We start from the raw sequence: 18,603 nt of genomic DNA on the forward strand, positions 1-18,603 counted from the left end.
TTTGGTCGTTCAAAGACTATTGCACAATGTTTAATCTTCCTTACGACGACGTTTACCTGCAAGACCAAGAGCAGTCAAAATCATACCCACACCAAGAGCTGACGCTGTTGCTGTGTTTTCAGTTCCTGTATTTGGAAGAACGTCTAGTTTGTTTGTTGTCTTAGTGGTTGGTGCTGGCTTCGCCTCAGCTGGTTTAGCTGGAGTTGGCGCTTTAGGAGAACTTGGTGCTGGAACACTTGGCTCCTCTTTCTTCACAACTTTACGGTAAGTGTGGACTGTGTTGCCATTCTCATCCGTTGTGCTTGAGACAATCTCATAACCTGGGATATCTTTCGATGGCACGTTACCCTCTTCATTCGGAAGAATTGGATTACCATCACCATCTACGAATGACGTGGTTGTTTTCACTACCTTACGATAAGTATGAACCACATTGCCGTTTTCATCTGTGCTTGAACCTACTAGCTCATAGCCTGAGATGACCTTAGATGGCTGCTTACCATTTTCATTTGGCGAAATCACATTACCATCTTCATCTACGAATGATGTCACTGGTGTTGTCACCTTACGGTAAGTGTGAACGGTGTTACCATTCTCATCCGTTGTACTTGAGACAATCTCATAACCTGAGATATCTTTAGATGGTACGTTGCCCTCTTCACTTGGTGAAATCACATTACCATCCTCATCCACGAATGAGGTCACTGGTGTTGTTACCTTGCGGTAAGTGTGAACCACATTGCCGTTTTCATCCGTGCTTGAACTTACTAGCTCATAGCCTGAGATGTCTTTAGATGGTTGTTTACCATTTTCATTTGGTGAAATCACGTTGCCGTCTTCATCCACGAATGAGGTCACTGGCGTTGTCACCTTACGGTAAGTGTGGACTGTGTTACCATTCTCATCCGTTGTGCTTGAGACAATCTCATAACCTGGGATGTCTTTAGATGGCACGTTACCCTCTTCATTCGGAAGGATTGGGTTACCATCACCGTCCACGAATGAGGTTGTTGTTTTCACTACCTTACGGTAAGTGTGAACTGTGTTGCCATTCTCATCCGTTGTGCTTGAGACAATCTCATAACCTGGGATGTCTTTAGATGGCACATTACCCTCTTCATTCGGAAGAATTGGATTACCATCACCGTCCACGAATGACGTGGTTGTTTTCACTACCTTGCGATAAGTGTGCACCACATTGCCATTTTCATCCGTGCTTGAACCAACCAGCTCATAGCCTGAGATGTCCTTAGACGGTTGTTTACCATCTTCGTTTGGTGAGATGACATTTCCGTCTTCATCCACGAATGAGGTCACTGGTGTTGTTACCTTACGGTAGGTATGAACCGTGTTGCCATTCTCATCCGTTGTGCTTGAGACAATCTCGTAACCTGGGATGTCTTTAGATGGCACGTTGCCCTCTTCGTTTGGAAGGATTGGGTTACCATCGCCGTCCACGAATGACGTTGTGGTCTTCACTACCTTGCGATAAGTATGAACCACATTGCCATTTTCATCTGTGCTTGAACCTACTAGCTCATAGCCTGAGATGACCTTAGATGGCTGCTTACCATTTTCATTTGGCGAAATCACATTACCATCTTCATCTACGAATGATGTCACTGGTGTTGTCACCTTACGGTAAGTGTGAACGGTGTTACCATTCTCATCCGTTGTACTTGAGACAATCTCATAACCTGAGATATCTTTAGATGGTACGTTGCCCTCTTCACTTGGTGAAATCACATTACCATCCTCATCCACGAATGAGGTCACTGGCGTCGTCACCTTACGGTAAGTATGAACTGTGTTACCATTCTCATCCGTTGTACTTGAGACAATCTCATAACCTGGGATATCTTTAGATGGCACGTTGCCCTCTTCATTCGGAAGGATTGGGTTACCATCGCCATCTACGAATGAGGTCACTGGTGTTGTTACCTTACGGTAAGTATGAACTGTGTTACCATTCTCATCCGTTGTACTTGAGACAATCTCATAACCTGGGATATCTTTAGATGGTACGTTGCCCTCTTCACTTGGTGAAATCACATTACCATCCTCATCCACGAATGAGGTCACTGGCATTGTCACCTTACGGTAAGTGTGAACCGTGTTACCATTCTCATCCGTTGTGCTTGAAACAATCTCATAACCTGGGATGTCTTTCGATGGCACGTTGCCCTCTTCATTCGGAAGGATTGGATTACCATCACCATCCACGAATGACGTCGTTGTTGGAGTCACGCTTGGCGTGTAAGTACCAGTTGTTGGAGTCACGCTTGGCGTGTAAGTACCAGTTGTTGAAATCGTTGACTCTTCGCCATTTTCATTGGTGATAGTACCTGTTACTGTCACTTCAACTGGTGTTGCGGTACCTGTGAAGCCTGGTTCTGGCACAAAGGTAATTTCACCAGTCTCTGGATTGATTGTGTAAGTACCCTCATCTGGAACAACTTTCGTTGTTTCACCATCAAAGGTGTAGGTCACTTTCGTCACACGCTCATCATTAGTCAAGCTTGAAGTGATTTGACCAGTTTGAGTGGCTCCTTGCACACCTTCTGACGCATCGTTGGTTGCAGTGATTTCAGCCGCTTTCACAGTCGGCGTGTAAGTACCAGTTGTTGAAATCGTTGACTCTTCGCCATTTTCATTGGTGATAGTACCTGTTACCGTCACTTCGACTGGTGTTGCGGTACCTGTGAAGCCTGGTTCTGGGATAAACGTCACTTTACCAGTGTCTGGATCAATTGTGTAAGTACCCTCACCTGGAACTGTCTTCGTCGTGTCACCATCAAAGGTGTAGGTCACTTTCGTCACACGGTCATCATTGGTCAAGCTTGAGGTGATTTGACCTGTTTGAGTCGCACCTTGCACACCTTCTGACTCATCGTTGGTTGCAGTGATTTCAGCTGCTTTCACACTTGGCGTGTAAGTACCAGTTGTCGAAATCGTTGACTCTTCGCCATTTCCATTGGTGATAGTACCTGTTACTGTTACTTCAACTGGTGTTGCGGTACCTGTGAAGCCTGGTTCTGGCACAAAGGTAATTTCACCTGTGTCTGGGTCAATTGTATAAGTACCCTCACCTGGAACTGTCTTCGTCGTTTCACCATCAAAGGTGTAGGTCACTTTCGTCACACGGTCATCATTGGTCAAGCTTGAGGTAATTTGACCAGTTTGAGTCGCACCTTGCACACCTTCTGACTCATCGTTGGTCGCAGTGATTTCAGCGGCTTTCACAGTCGGCGTGTAAGTACCGGTTGTCGAAACGGTTGACTCTTCGCCATTTCCATTAGTGATAGTACCCGTTACCGTCACTTCAACTGGTGTTGCAGTACCTGTGAAGCTTGGATCTGGCACAAAGGTAATTTCACCTGTGTCTGGATTGATTGTGTAAGTACCCTCGCCTGGAACTGTCTTCGTCGTGTCACCATCAAAGGTGTAGGTCACTTTCGTCACACGGTCATCATTGGTCAAGCTTGAGGTGATTTGACCAGTTTGAGTGGCACCTTGCACACCTTCTGACTCATCGTTGGTCGCAGTGATTTCAGCTGCTCTCACAGTCGGCGTATAAGTACCGGTTGTCGAAATGGTTGACTCTTCGCCATTTTCATTGGCGATAGTACCCGTTACCGTCACTTCGACTGGCGTTGCGGTACCTGTGAAGCCTGGTTCTGGGATAAACGTCACTTGACCAGTGTCTGGATCAATTGTGTAAGTACCCTCACCTGGAACTGTCTTCGTCGTGTCACCATCAAAGGTGTAGGTCACTTTCGTCACACGGTCATCATTGGTCAAGCTTGAGGTGATTTGACCTGTTTGAGTCGCACCTTGCACACCTTCTGACTCATCGTTGGTTGCAGTGATTTCAGCTGCTTTCACACTTGGCGTGTAAGTACCAGTTGTCGAAATCGTTGACTCTTCGCCATTTCCATTGGTGATAGTACCTGTTACTGTTACTTCAACTGGTGTTGCGGTACCTGTGAAGCCTGGTTCTGGCACAAAGGTAATTTCACCTGTGTCTGGGTCAATTGTATAAGTACCCTCACCTGGAACTGTCTTCGTCGTTTCACCATCAAAGGTGTAGGTCACTTTCGTCACACGGTCATCATTGGTCAAGCTTGAGGTAATTTGACCAGTTTGAGTCGCACCTTGCACACCTTCTGACTCATCGTTGATCGCAGTGATTTCAGCGGCTTTCACAGTCGGCGTGTAAGTACCGGTTGTCGAAACGGTTGACTCTTCGCCATTTCCATTAGTGATAGTACCCGTTACCGTCACTTCGACTGGCGTTGCGGTACCTGTGAAGCCTGGTTCTGGGATAAACGTCACTTGACCAGTGTCTGGGTCAATTGTGTAAGTACCCTCACCTGGAACTGTCTTACTTGTTTCACCATCAAAGGTGTAGGTCACTTTCGTCACACGCTCATCATTGGTCAAGCTTGAGGTGATTTGACCAGTTTGAGTCGCACCTTGCACACCTTCTGATTCATCGTTGGTCGCAACAATTGTTGCAGGAATAACAGTTGGTGTATAGGTTGCAGTTTGGGTCTCACCATTTGAATCCGTTGCCGTTACCGTCACACTAGTCGCCGTTCCAGTAAAGCTTGGATCTGGAATAAAGGTCACTTGACCTGTCGCTGAATCAATCGTGTAAGTACCTTCGCCTTCGACAACGACTTGACCATTTTCATTTGCTCCAACCAAGCTGTATCCTGTAATAGTTACTGAAGAATCAGATGTTTCAAAGGTTGGTGTACCCGTTTGCGTTGCTCCTTGAACTGCCTCTGATGACGCATTTTCTGATGTCATCGTAACATCTGTCACTGTCGGCGTGTAGGTATTGGTCGCAGAATCACCACTTAAATCTTGCACACGAACACGAACAGGTGTTGCTGTACCAACAAAACTTGAGAGTGGTTGGAAAGTAATTATGCCATTTTCTAAAGTATAGGTTCCTTCAGCTACTGTTACTGTAGTTGTTGGATTACCTGACTCATCTAACAAAGTCAGACTTGATTCATCTAAACCTTCTGTGCCGTTGCCATCTGTTCCAGCCTTAAACATGCTCGTCGCATTCGTCGTTTGAGCTTGCCCTTGTGGACCACTTGTTTCACGATCTGTTCCTGTTGGCGTTAGGTTAATCACGCGTGGTGTGTAGGTGCCAGTCGCTGTAACCGTTAAGACCTTACCTTCTTTATCAGTTACTGTACCTGTTGCAATAACCGATACTCCTCCTGCTTGACCGGTGAAGGTTTGTTCTGGAACAAAGGTGACCAAACCTGTATCTGTATCGATCGTATAAGTTCCTTCGCCATCAACAACTACCTTACCTTCACTATCAGCGTTTGCTAAACGGTAAGCGCCTGTTGTTGAAATAGATACAAGCGATTCATTAGAGCTTGTTTCTGAATAATCGGTCGTATTCTCACTATTATTCAGCGATTCAAAGCGAGGTTGACCAGTTTGAGTAACACCTTGATAATCTTCAGAAGTCACATCTGTTGCAGACATGCCATAAACAACTGGTGTATAAGTTGTTGTTGCTGAATAAGAAAAAGTACTATTATCTTGAGCCGTAGAGGTGGCTGTTGCTTTAACTGTGATAGCACTTGCAGTGCCGACAAAATCTGTCACCGGAGCAAAGCTAATCTCACCTGTGTTAGTATCAATCGTGTAGGTACCTTCACTAGTTGTAACACTTGTGCTTTCTGAACCTGTTGCAGGATCAATTAAACCATAAACCAAACTTGCATTAGCATCTGACACAGTAAAGTTATCTGCCATGCTATCTGTTTGCGTTTCATTAAGTACACCTGATGTATATTCTGGCGTTCCTGAAATATCTTGAACTGTGATATTGTAGGTTGTTGAAGCGATAGCATACTCCACAATTGAACCTGAATCTGTCTCGTCAATAGTTGGATTGGTCACAAGACCATTCGAATCAACTGCTGTTACTGTTACAGTATAAACACCAACTTGATCTAACAAATAAGCTTTCATTTCTTCTTTTGCTAGATTAGACGCATCAATCAAAGCAGTACGGGTTTCTTCTACCTTTGTCAAGGCTTGGGCTAATTGTTCCTTAATCGTTTGAATCGTTGTTTCATCAGTTCCGGCAGTAACTGATTTAGCACTAAGATCTGCCTTAGCTACCTCTAATGCTTGTTCTGCTTCTGTAACAGTTGATTCTGCTTTAGTTCTATTAACCGTTGCCCCATCTCTTAGTTTCGATATTGTTAAGGCTTGACGAGCATGTTCTAATTTTTCTTCGGCACGGCGAACAGTTTCTTCTGCTAATGCTAAACTCTGTTGATGGCGTTCACTTGATACAATAGCATTAGCTAATTCAGATGCTTTAGCAGATGCTTCTCTTTGGGCATCAATGAAAGCTGTCTCTTCATCCTTAGCAGAATTAAATTCAATGACTGTTTCATCTGGAGCAGTCACTGTCAAACCGGTTACAATCGTTTCTGATTGTTGGTCACTAGATGCATCATCTTCTTGGTCAGAAAAACTAACCGCTGCCGATGGTGCATTAAATAAATCAACTGTTGTTCCTTTTAGACTACTATAACTAGTAGAACTACTTGTCGGGACATCATTTTGAATTGAGGCCACATCTGTTGCGGTAACTTCTCGACGCGCTACAAAGCCACCATAGCCACTATCGGTTTCTATGAGCCAGCCTGTCCCTTCTTCTCTAGCTGTCACAGTAGAATTATCGCTAGCCGTCCATACTTTTGTGAGACCATCATAATTAACCCTTACATAACCTTGAGTATTTGAGGTAACCGTTCGTGTTACCTCTCCAACAGTTGTCACTTGACCATTGGTTTTAATCTCCAATACTTTTTCTGATAAATTTTCTAATGACGATGTTGCATTGTAGGTTCTTGTAAATTCATAGACAATATAATCATGTTGGCCATTGGCTTTAGCACTATCATACACACGACGCTCAGTAATAGTTGATGTGCCATCACTATTTTCAACAACAACATAGGCTTCTTCATCAGGTAATTCATATTTACCAGTTACTTTATTTAAAGTAGCGTTACGCACAACACCTGTCGCATCGGTTACTGTTACTGTTGATTTCGGTATAACTGCTTGGACATTGTCAACAATTGCTTCAACAGCTATTGTATCAATACCAACATATTGTGTCGCATCACTAGTCACTGGAAGGTTAAATAGCTCACCTACATTACCAAGAGTTTGACCTTCTGTTACTGCCGTATTGGTTGTTCCCGAAGTAACCACCCAACTATTATCTTGGTTATTTAAATAAGTTACCGTACCATCTGGCATCGTAATAATGGCTTTATTTACACCACTAGAAATAGTCACTGGAACGTCCGTTGCATAAGCTTCAACATTCTTAACTTCTACTTTTGGTTTAATAGAAATGGTCATGTTCTCTTGAGTTTCTTGCCCATACATGTTCCATTGATCACTATTTTCTGCAGTAATCGTATTTTCAAAATCTTTTGCATAGACCGTTAGAGTATAGATACCAACTGCTGTCGCATTACCTGTAATCTTACCAGTTGATGGTGTATAAACCGTTCCTGGGATTAAACTAGAAATCGTTCCAGTTCCTCCTCCAATAACACCCGCAACACCTGTTGTTGAGGTAATTGGTCTTGCCGTATTTTCTGACCTTAACGTTGTTCCATCTTTAGCAGTAAAACTTGTCGTATTCGTTCGATAATTCAATGAAGAATTAGTTGATGTCGCTCCCTGAATACGTGTCCCTGTTGGATTGACTGTATAGTTTGCTTCATCATCTGTAGCAATGCGGTCATTATCAGAATAGCCGATAGAATAATCAATAGTATCCCCTACAGTATATTCACTTGATTGTGCAATTACTTTAGGTGCTGAACTATCTGTCCATCCTATCCATCCTTGACGTAAGCCATCCATAGTGTAATTAACAGTGTTACCCTCAGCTGTACTCAAAGTAAAACGAGTACGTGTCTGGTAAACACCATTTTGAATCCAAGCAGCAATATAACCTTCAATCGTATCTGTTTTAGCATTATAAGCTAGCCCTGGCGGCAAATTTAATGGTTGAACTCCTACGATAGCATAACCACTTGCTTTTGATTCTTCTGCTAAATCAAATCGTTTGCTCCAATTTTGAATATAAACATAATCATTTCCTTGTTCATATACTGTGCGATAAATCTCAGTGGTTAAAAATTCATACGGTCCTTGAGTATCATAAATATACTTATCAGCTGTACTTAATCTTGTACCTGTAGGACGTAATTTGCCTTTCCATAAACGAGATTCTGCTGCAATTTTTCTTGCTTCTTCTGCTGTTAATGGTATATCCGTACGTCCACCTGTTGCTGAATCTTCAGGAAATTGACTCACTCTACCAAACTCTGTACCTTGATAACCATTGATAATAAACTTAACTTTACCATCAGGAGTTGTATAAATAGAGTTAGCAGTCACTTCTTCTTCAAAATTAGCAGGATCGTTTGCCGCACGGAAACCAGCTGATTCTGTTTCATTATCCTTGTTACCACCTGCCGCTGCTACATCTTCTTTAACTACGTTAAAGTTGATAAAACGACTATTACGATCACCATAAGTAATGATGGCTGCTTGAACCTCTGCTTGACCTGCTGCCAACTTGTAGCCAGTCAATTCTGGCAATGACATGTTGGCTTTCTCAGTAACTTCAAACGTTACCTTGTCGGTCTCTTCAACTGGCAAACTTGTTGTAGTAACTGTTGACTTGCTACGACCATTGGAAATCACTGCACCAGTGTCAACATCTGTATAAGTCACTTTATAAGTGGTAGCTACAACACGAGAAGGTGTCGCAACTGATGCACTTGTTGAAGCTGAAGTTGCAGTTGTCGTTGTTTCTGCTTTCGTTTCTTTAGCAGTTTCTTCGCCTGAAGACGCTGATGTTTCTGACTTGCTTTCTTCAGAAACTTCTTCACTTGATGTTGCAACTTCTGATGAAGCTACTGTTTCTTCTGAACTTGCTACGGGCTCAGAAACCACTTCTTCTGCAACAACAGGTGTTTCTACTGTTGATACTTCAGTAGATGAAACCTCAATTTCTGACACAAGCGTCGTTGACGTTGTACTTTCAGTTACTGATGTTTCTGTTTCGGCTTGAGCAGCATCTGCAAAGACTGCAAAGACTGTACCGATTAAAACTGACGCAGCACCAAACTTAAACTTCTTAATCGTGAAGCGTTGGGCTGTGTCTTCATGTTTACCATTTCTAAACATAAAACCCCTCTTTTACTATAGTTAGCATAAAAATATATACAATTCTATCATATCGCTCCCTACCTATTTTGTCAATTTTTTAAGGTAAAAAGTCCTACAAAATCATCTTTGTTTAATATAAATAAAAATTCATCTATCAAAGATAGATGAATTTTTATTGTCGAGAGACTACTCAAGGATGATTAGTTTTCTTTACGACGACGCTTCCCTGCTAAACCAAGAGCAGTTAAAATCATACCCACACCAAGAGCTGATACTGTTGCTGTGTTTTCCGTTCCTGTATTTGGAAGAACTTCAAGTCTATTTTCTGTCTTAGTAGCTGGTGCTGGCTTCACTTCAGATGATTTAGTTGGTTTAGCTGAAGCTTTAGGAGAGCTTGGTGTTGGAACACTTGGTTCCTCTTTCTTCACTACCTTACGATATGTGTGAATAACATTGCCTTTTTCATCTGTGGTTGAGCTTACCAACTTATATCCTGAGATATCTTGAGATGGTTGGCTACCTTCTTCACTTGGTAACAATGGCGTTCCACTTTCATCCACGAATGATGTTGTCGTCTTCACTACCTTACGATAAGTGTGAACAACATTGCCTTTTTCATCTGTGATTGAGCTTACCAACTTATATCCTGAGATATCTTTAGATGGTTGATTACCTTCTTCACTTGGTAACAATGGCGTACCGCTTTCATCCACGAATGATGTTGTCGTTTTCACTACCTTACGATAAGTGTGAACTACATTACCTTTTTCATCTGTAGTTGAGCTTACCAACTTATATTCTGAGATGGCTTGAGATGGTTGACTACCTTCTTCACTTGGTAACAATGGCGTTCCACTTTCATCCACAAATGATGTTGTCGTCTTCACTACCTTACGATATGTGTGAACAACATTGCCTTTCTCATCTGTGGTTGAGCTTACCAACTTATATCCTGAGATATCTTTAGATGGTTGACTACCTTCTTCACTTGGTAACAATGGCGTTCCACTTTCATCCACGAATGATGTTGTCGTCTTCACTACCTTACGATATGTGTGAACAACATTGCCTTTCTCATCTGTGGTTGATCCTACCAACTTATATCCTGAGATATCTTTAGATGGTTGACTACCTTCTTCACTTGGTAACAATGGCGTACCGTTTTCATCCACGAATGATGTTGTCGTTGAAGTTTTTACTGGAGAAACTACTTCACGGTAAACATAAGTGACTTCGGTTCTGCCTTCTGTTACCGTTCCTGTTTCATCACCCTCAGTTCTTACCAATTCATACGTTTTACCGTCTTTGGTTAATGTTGTTGGTTTATTGTCTGTCGTGTCATAACTTGTGCCTGTTGACGCTTCTTCCGTATCTGTTACTGGCTCTTGAAGAACGGTGTTTGATTCATCGACATAATTAACAACTACTGAACCTGTCGGCGTTGGAGAAACTACTTCACGGTAAACATAAGTGACGTCCGTTCTGCCTTCTGTTACCGTTCCTGTTTCATTGCCCTCAGTTCTTACCAATTCATACGTTTTACCGTCTTTGGTTAATCTTGTTGGTTTGTTGTCTGTCGTGTCATAGCTTGTGCCTGTTGACGCTTCTTCCGTATCTGTTACTGGCTCTTGAAGAACTGTGTTTGATTCATCGACATAATTAACAACCACTGAACCCTTAACTTCACGGTAAACATAAGTGACTTCGGTTCTACCTTCTGTTACCGTTCCTGTTTCATCACCCTCAGTTCTTACCAATTCATACGTTTTACCGTCTTTGGTTAATCTTGTTAGTTTATTGTCTGTCGTGTCATAACTTGTGCCTGTTGACGCTTCTTCTGTATCTGTTACCGGCTCTTGAAGAACTGTGTTTGATTCATCGACATAATTAACCACTACTGAACCTTTAACCTCACGGTAAACATAAGTGACCTCAGTTCTGCCTTCTGTTACCGTTCCTGTTTCATTACCCTCAGTTCTTACCAACTCATACGTTTTACCGTCTTTGGTTAAGGTTGTTGGTTTGTTGTCTGTCGTGTCATAACTTGTGCCTGTTGACGTTTCTTCCGTGTCTGTTACTGACTCTTGAAGAACGGTATTTGATTCATCGACATAATTAACGACTACTGAACCCTTAACTTCACGGTAAACATAAGTGACTTCGGTTCTACCTTCTGTTACCGTTCCTGTTTCATTCCCCTCAGTTCTTACCAATTCATACGTTTTACCGTCTTTGGTTAATCTTGTTGGTTTGTTGTCTGTCGTGTCATAACTTGTGCCTGTTGACGTTTCTTCCGTATCTGTTACTGACTCTTGAAGAACGGTGTTTGATTCATCAACATAATTAACGACCACTGAACCCTTAACTTCTTGATAGATATGTGTGACTTCAATTACCTCAGATTTAAGTTTACCAATCTCAGTTCCTTCACTACGAACGATACGATATGTTTTACCATCAGTCGTTGTAATTTCTTGTGGTTTGACTTCAGGTACGGTTGCATCATAATTTTCACCACGTTTTCCGACAATTTTATTGTTTTCTGAAATTTTATTGCCTTCAGTATCTTGATAAAAAATACGAACAGTTCCTTTGGCACGATAGGTTACTGCTGCTAAGTCTGACCAAAGTCCTGTACTAGTTGTTGAACTTGTATAAATAGCATCCGTTGCTGTAAAGGTTCCATCACCATTATCAACAATTTTACCAATCGTTGAGCGAGAAGTTGAATAATAAACTACCCCATCAGAATCAATACCTGTTCCATTGGTTAAACCAGCAACTGCAAATGGAGCCGATAGGGTTCCTTCGATCTTAGTGTATTTTGTTCCCGTACGTGCCGCAGCTGAAATAACATCAGATTCAACGATGTATTGTAAAGATTCTCCTGTTTTTGCTAAATTTCCAGCTCCAGTTGGACGTAAGATAATGACCATTTTACCTTCATCGGTGAAAGCAATATCTCCATTTGTTGTATGGCCATCTGTTCCATTATATTGATTAGCATTTGTCTTAATGTAACCAATATTTCTAAATTCACTATTTTCAGGATTATATGACCAAAAACGCAACACGATATCTCTTTGGTCTTTTTGAGCGTTAGCTTCTTCATTTGTCGCTGGTAAAACTTCTGAAAAATTTCTATTAAATGTATTTTCTGCGGTAGCGATGTAGTAGATTCCTGTCGTAGGATCTATAGCTCCCATAGTGTAACTTGGCATATTAGCATTAGGATAATTAGCTGTATCCCATTGCTTGTAGTCTGAAACAACTTCCCAAGTCCTGCTCTCTGCCGTCATTTTCAAAATAGCCAGTGGAACACCACGATCTTTTTCATAAAATTGATATCTGCTATTACTTGAAAAATCAGCTGTCATATACATATAGAGTGTTGTTCCATCATCTGTAACACCTAGACCATTGAAAGCCACACCATTAACGGTTAGTTCTGTATCTTCTTTAAATTGAGCAGCATATTTTTGTCCTAATGCTTCTAGACTATCATAGCCAGCTGCGGCTTGTGACATGCCTGACGTGATATAGTATTCTGTACCTGCTGTAGTATCCACTTCAACAATTTCACCTGTATCACCATTCAAAACATAGACGATACCATCTTTATTTGAGAATTTATTAAGTTCTTCAAAATTCCCTTTATCTTGAACTTCATCTACATCAGTTTCATTATCTGGCATGATAACAGCACGGAATCCAGCTGATTCTGTTTCATTATCGTTGTTGCCACCTGCCGCTGCTACATCTTCTTTAACCACGTTAAAGTTGATAAAACGACTATTACGATCACCATAAGTAATGATGGCTACTTGAACCTCGGCTTGACCTGCCGCCAACTTGTAGCCAGTCAATTCTGGTAATGACATGTTCGCTTTCTCAGTGACTTCAAACGTCACCTTGTCTGTCTCTTCAACTGGCAAACTTGTTGTAGTAGCTGTTGACTTGCTACGACCATTGGCAATCACTACACCAGTTTCAACATCTGTATAAGTCACTTTGTAAGTGGTGGCTACAACACGAGAAGGTGTCGTAACTGATGCACTTGTTGAAGTTGAAGCTGAAATTGCAGTTGTCGTTGCTTCTGCTTTCGTTTCTTTAACCGTTTCTTCGCTTGAAGACGTTGATGTTTCTAACTTGCTTTCTTCAGAAACTTCCTCACTTGATGTTGCAACTTCTGATGAAGCTACTGTTTCTTCTGAGCTTGCTACGGGCTCAGAAACCACTTCTTCTGCAACAACAGGTGTTTCTACTGTTGATACTTCAGTAGATGAAACCTCAGTTTCTGACACAAGCGTCGTTGACATCGTACCTTCAGCTACTGATGTTTCTGTTTCGGCTTGAGCAGCACCTGCAAAGACTGCAAAGACTGTACCAATCAATACTGACGCAGCACCAAACTTAAACTTCTTAATCGTGAAGCGTTGGGCTGTGTCTTCACGTTTTCCTTTTCTAAACATAAAACCATCTCCTTTTTATAGTAAGCGTAATCAATATACACAATTCTATCATATCGCTCTTTCTCCCCTTTTGTCAATTTTTTAAGCTAAAAAGTCAAAAAAATCACTTTTGTAGGATGTAAATAAAAAACCCACCTATCTTACGATAGGTGGTTTTTGGTCGTTCAGAGACTATTTCACAAAGTTTAATCTTCCTTACGACGACGCTTACCTGCTAAACCAAGAGCAGTTAAAATCATACCCACACCAAGAGCTGATGCTGTTGCTGTGTTTTCCGTTCCTGTATTTGGAAGAACTTCAAGTCTGTTTTCTGTCTTAGTAGCTGGTGCTGGCTTCGCTTCAGCTGGTTTAGCTGGAGTTGGCGCTTTAGGAGAGCTTGGTGTTGGAACACTTGGCTCTTCTTTCTTCACAACCTTACGGTAAGTGTGAACTGTGTTACCATTGGCATCCGTTGTGCTTGAGACAATCTCATAACCTGGGATGTCTTTAGATGGCACGTTACCTTCTTCATTCGGAAGAATTGGATTACCATCACCATCCACGAATGACGTGGTTGTTTTCACTACCTTGCGATAAGTGTGAATCACATTGCCATTTTCATCCGTTCTTGAACCTACTAGCTCATAGCCTGAGATGGCCTTAGATGGTTGCTTACCATCTTCATTTGGTGAGATGACGTTACCGTCTTCATCCACGAATGATGTCACTGGCGTTGTTACCTTACGGTAAGTGTGAACTGTGTTGCCATTCGCATCCGTTGTGCTTGAGATGATTTCGTAACCTGGGATGTCTTTAGATGGCACGTTGCCCTCTTCATTCGGAAGGATTGGATTACCATCACCATCCACGAATGACGTGGTTGTTTTCACTACCTTGCGATAAGTGTGAACCACATTGCCATTTTCATCCGTGCTTGAACCTACTAGCTCATAGCCTGAGATATCCTTAGATGGTTGTTTACCGTCTTCGTTTGGTGAGATGACATTACCATCCTCATCCACGAATGATGTCACTGGTGTTGTTACCTTACGATAAGTGTGAACTGTGTTGCCATTCGCATCCGTTATACTTGAGACAAGCTCATAACCTGGGATGTCTTTCGATGGCACGTTACCCTCTTCATTCGGAAAGATTGGATTACCATCACCATCCACAAATGATGTCGTGGTCTTCACTACCTTGCGATAAGTGTGCACCACATTGCCATTTTCATCCGTGCTTGAACCAACCAGCTCATAACCTGAGATGGCCTTAGATGGTTGTTTACCATCTTCGTTTGGCGAGATGACGTTGCCGTCTTCATCCACGAATGATGTCACTGGTGTTGTTACTTTACGGTAAGTGTGGACTGTGTTACCATTCTCATCCGTTGTGCTTGAGATAATCTCATAACCCGGAATGTCTTTCGATGGCACGTTGCCCTCTTCATTCGGAAGGATTGGATTACCATCACCGTCCACGAATGACGTGGTTGTTTTCACTACCTTGCGATAAGTGTGAACCACATTGCCATTTTCATCTGTGCTTGAACCGACTAGCTCATAGCCTGAGATGTTCTTAGACGGTTGTTTACCATCTTCGTTTGGCGAGATGACGTTGCCGTCTTCATCTACGAATGAGGTCACTGGTGTTGTTACCTTACGGTAAGTGTGAACCGTGTTACCATTCTCATCCGTTGTACTTGAGATGATTTCGTAACCTGGGATGTCTTTCGATGGCACATTGCCCTCTTCATTCGGAAGGATTGGGTTACCATCACCGTCCACGAATGACGTGGTTGTCTTCACAACCTTGCGATAAGTATGAACCACATTGCCACTTTCATCCGTGCTTGAACCTACTAGCTCATAGCCTGAGATGTCCTTAGACGGTTGTTTACCATTTTCATTTGGCGAGATGACGTTGCCGTCTTCATCCACGAATGATGTCACTGGTGTTGTTACCTTACGGTAAGTGTGGACTGTGTTACCATTCTCATCCGTTGTGCTTGAAACAATCTCATAACCCGGAATGTCTTTCGATGGCACGTTACCCTCTTCATTCGGAAGAATTGGATTCCCATCACCATCTACGAATGACGTGGTTGTTTTCACTACCTTACGATAAGTGTGAACCACATTGCCATTTTCATCTGTGCTTGAACCTACTAGCTCATAGCCTGAGATGACCTTAGATGGCTGCTTACCATTTTCATTTGGCGAAATCACATTACCATCCTCATCTACAAACGATGTCACTGGTGTTGTCACCTTACGGTAAGTGTGAACTGTGTTACCATTCTCGTCCGTTGTGCTTGAAACAATCTCGTAACCTGGGATGTCTTTCGATGGCACGTTGCCCTCTTCGTTTGGAAGGATTGGATTCCCATCACCATCTACGAATGACGTCGTTGTTTTCACTACCTTACGATAAGTGTGAACTGTGTTACCATTCTCATCCGTTGTACTTGAGACAATCTCATAACCTGGGACGTCTTTAGATGGCACGTTGCCCTCTTCATTCGGAAGGAGTGGATTACCATCACCGTCCACGAATGAGGTTACTGGCGTTGTCACCTTACGGTAAGTGTGAACTGTGTTACCATTCTCATCCGTTGTACTTGAGACAATCTCATAACCTGGGATGTCTTTAGATGGCACGTTGCCCTCTTCATTCGGAAGGAGTAGATTACCATCACCATCCACGAATGAGGTCACTGGCGTTGTTACCTTACGGTAAGTGTGAACTGTGTTACCATTCTCATCCGTTGTACTTGAGACAATCTCATAACCTGGGATGTCTTTAGATGGCACGTTACCCTCTTCATTCGGAAGGAGTGGATTACCATCACCGTCCACGAATGAGGTCACTGGTGTTGTTACTTTACGGTAGGTATGAACCGTGTTACCATTCTCATCCGTTGTGCTTGAGACAATCTCATAACCCGGGATGTCTTTCGATGGCACGTTGCCCTCTTCATTCGGAAGGATTGGATTACCATCACCGTCCACGAATGAGGTCACTGGCGTTGTTACCTTACGGTAAGTGTGGACTGTGTTGCCATTCTCATCTGTTGTGCTTGAGACAATCTCATAACCTGGGATGTCTTTCGATGGCACGTTACCCTCTTCATTCGGAAGGATTGGGTTACCATCACCATCTACGAATGAGGTAATTGGCGTTGTCACCTTACGGTAAGTGTGGACTGTGTTACCATTCTCATCCGTTGTGCTTGAGACAATCTCATAACCCGGGATGTCTTTAGATGGCACATTACCCTCTTCATTCGGAAGGAGTGGATTACCATCACCATCTACGAATGAGGTCACTGGCGTTGTCACCTTACGGTAAGTGTGAACCGTGTTGCCATTCTCATCCGTTGTGCTTGAGACAATCTCATAACCTGGAATATCTTTAGATGGGGCGTTGCCCTCTTCATTCGGAAGGATTGGGTTACCATCACCGTCCACGAATGAGGTAACTGGTGTTGTTACTTTACGGTAGGTATGAACCGTGTTACCATTCTCATCCGTTGTGCTTGAGACAATCTCATAACCTGGGATGTCTTTCGATGGCACGTTGCCCTCTTCATTTGGAAGGATTGGGTTACCATCGCCATCCACGAATGACGTCGTTGTTGGAGTCACACTTGGCGTATAAGTACCGGTTGTTGAAATCGTTGACTCTTCGCCATTTTCATTGGTGATAGTACCCGTTACTGTCACTTCAACTGGCGTTGCAGTACCTGTGAAGCTTGGATCTGGTACAAAGGTAATTTCACCAGTCTCTGGATTGATTGTGTAAGTACCCTCGCCTGGAACCGTCTTACTTGTTTCACCATCAAAGGTGTAGATCACTTTCGTCACACGCTCATCATTGGTCAAGCTTGAGGTGATTTGACCTGTTTGAGTGGCTCCTTGCACACCTTCTGACGCATCGTTGGTCGCAGTGATTTCAGCTGATTTCACAGTCGGCGTGTAAGTACCAGTTGTTGAAATGGTTGACTCCTCACCATTTTCATTGGTGATAGTACCTGTTACTGTCACTTCAACTGGTGTTGCGGTGCCTGTGAAGCTTGGATCTGGCACAAAGGTAATTTCACCTGTTTCTGGATTGATTGTGTAAGTACCCTCACCTGGAACCGTCTTCGTTGTTTCACCATCAAAGGTGTAGGTCACTTTCGTCACACGGTCATCATTGGTCAAGCTTGAGGTGATTTGACCTGTTTGAGTGGCTCCTTGCACACCTTCTGACTCATCGTTGGTCGCAGTGATTTCAGTCGCTTTCACACTTGGTGTGTAAGTACCGGTTGTTGAAATCGTTGACTCCTCGCCATTTTCATTAGTGATAGTACCCGTTACCGTCACTTCAACTGGCGTTGCAGTACCTGTGAAGCTTGGATCTGGCACAAAGGTAATTTCACCTGTTTCTGGATTGATTGTGTAAGTACCCTCACCTGGAACCGTCTTCGTTGTGTCACCATCAAAGGTGTAAGTCACTTTCGTCACACGCTCATCATTAGTCAAGCTTGAGGTGATTTGACCAGTTTGAGTCGCTCCTTGCACACCTTCTGACTCATCGTTGGTCACAGTGATTTCAGCGGCTTTCACAGTCGGCGTGTAAGTACCGGTTGTCGAAACGGTTGACTCATCGCCATTTTCATTGGTGATAGTACCCGTTACCGTCACTTCAACTGGCGTTGCTGTACCTGTGAAGCTTGGATCTGGCACAAAGGTAATTTCTCCAGTCTCTGGATTGATTGTGTAAGTACCCTCACCTGGAACCGTCTTCGTTGTGTCACCATCAAAGGTGTAGGTCACTTTCGTCACACGGTTATCATTAGTCAAGCTTGAAGTGATTTGACCAGTTTGAGTCGCACCTTGCACACCTTCTGACG

Annotated in this window: 3 protein-coding genes; all 3 read right to left on the reverse strand. The window is 42.9% G+C overall.

Going from position 1 to position 18,603, the window contains the following annotated elements:
- Positions 1–30 precede the first annotated feature (30 nt).
- Positions 31–9,273, reverse strand: a complete 9,243-nt coding sequence (locus FRX52_RS02295) for a YSIRK-type signal peptide-containing protein (protein WP_146538357.1) — start codon at positions 9,271–9,273, stop codon at positions 31–33.
- A gap of 182 nt (positions 9,274–9,455) precedes the next feature.
- Positions 9,456–13,727 carry a MucBP domain-containing protein gene (locus FRX52_RS02300; RefSeq protein ID WP_146538358.1) on the reverse strand — a complete coding sequence of 1,424 codons (4,272 nt, stop codon included), beginning with the start codon at positions 13,725–13,727 and terminating at the stop codon, positions 9,456–9,458.
- 185 nt (positions 13,728–13,912) lie between these two features.
- On the reverse strand, positions 13,913–18,603 hold a 4,691-nt coding region (locus tag FRX52_RS02305; protein WP_146538359.1), incomplete at its 5' end, for a MucBP domain-containing protein.

This window comes from Streptococcus sp. sy018, assembly GCF_007859185.1.
Lineage (GTDB): Bacteria > Bacillota > Bacilli > Lactobacillales > Streptococcaceae > Streptococcus.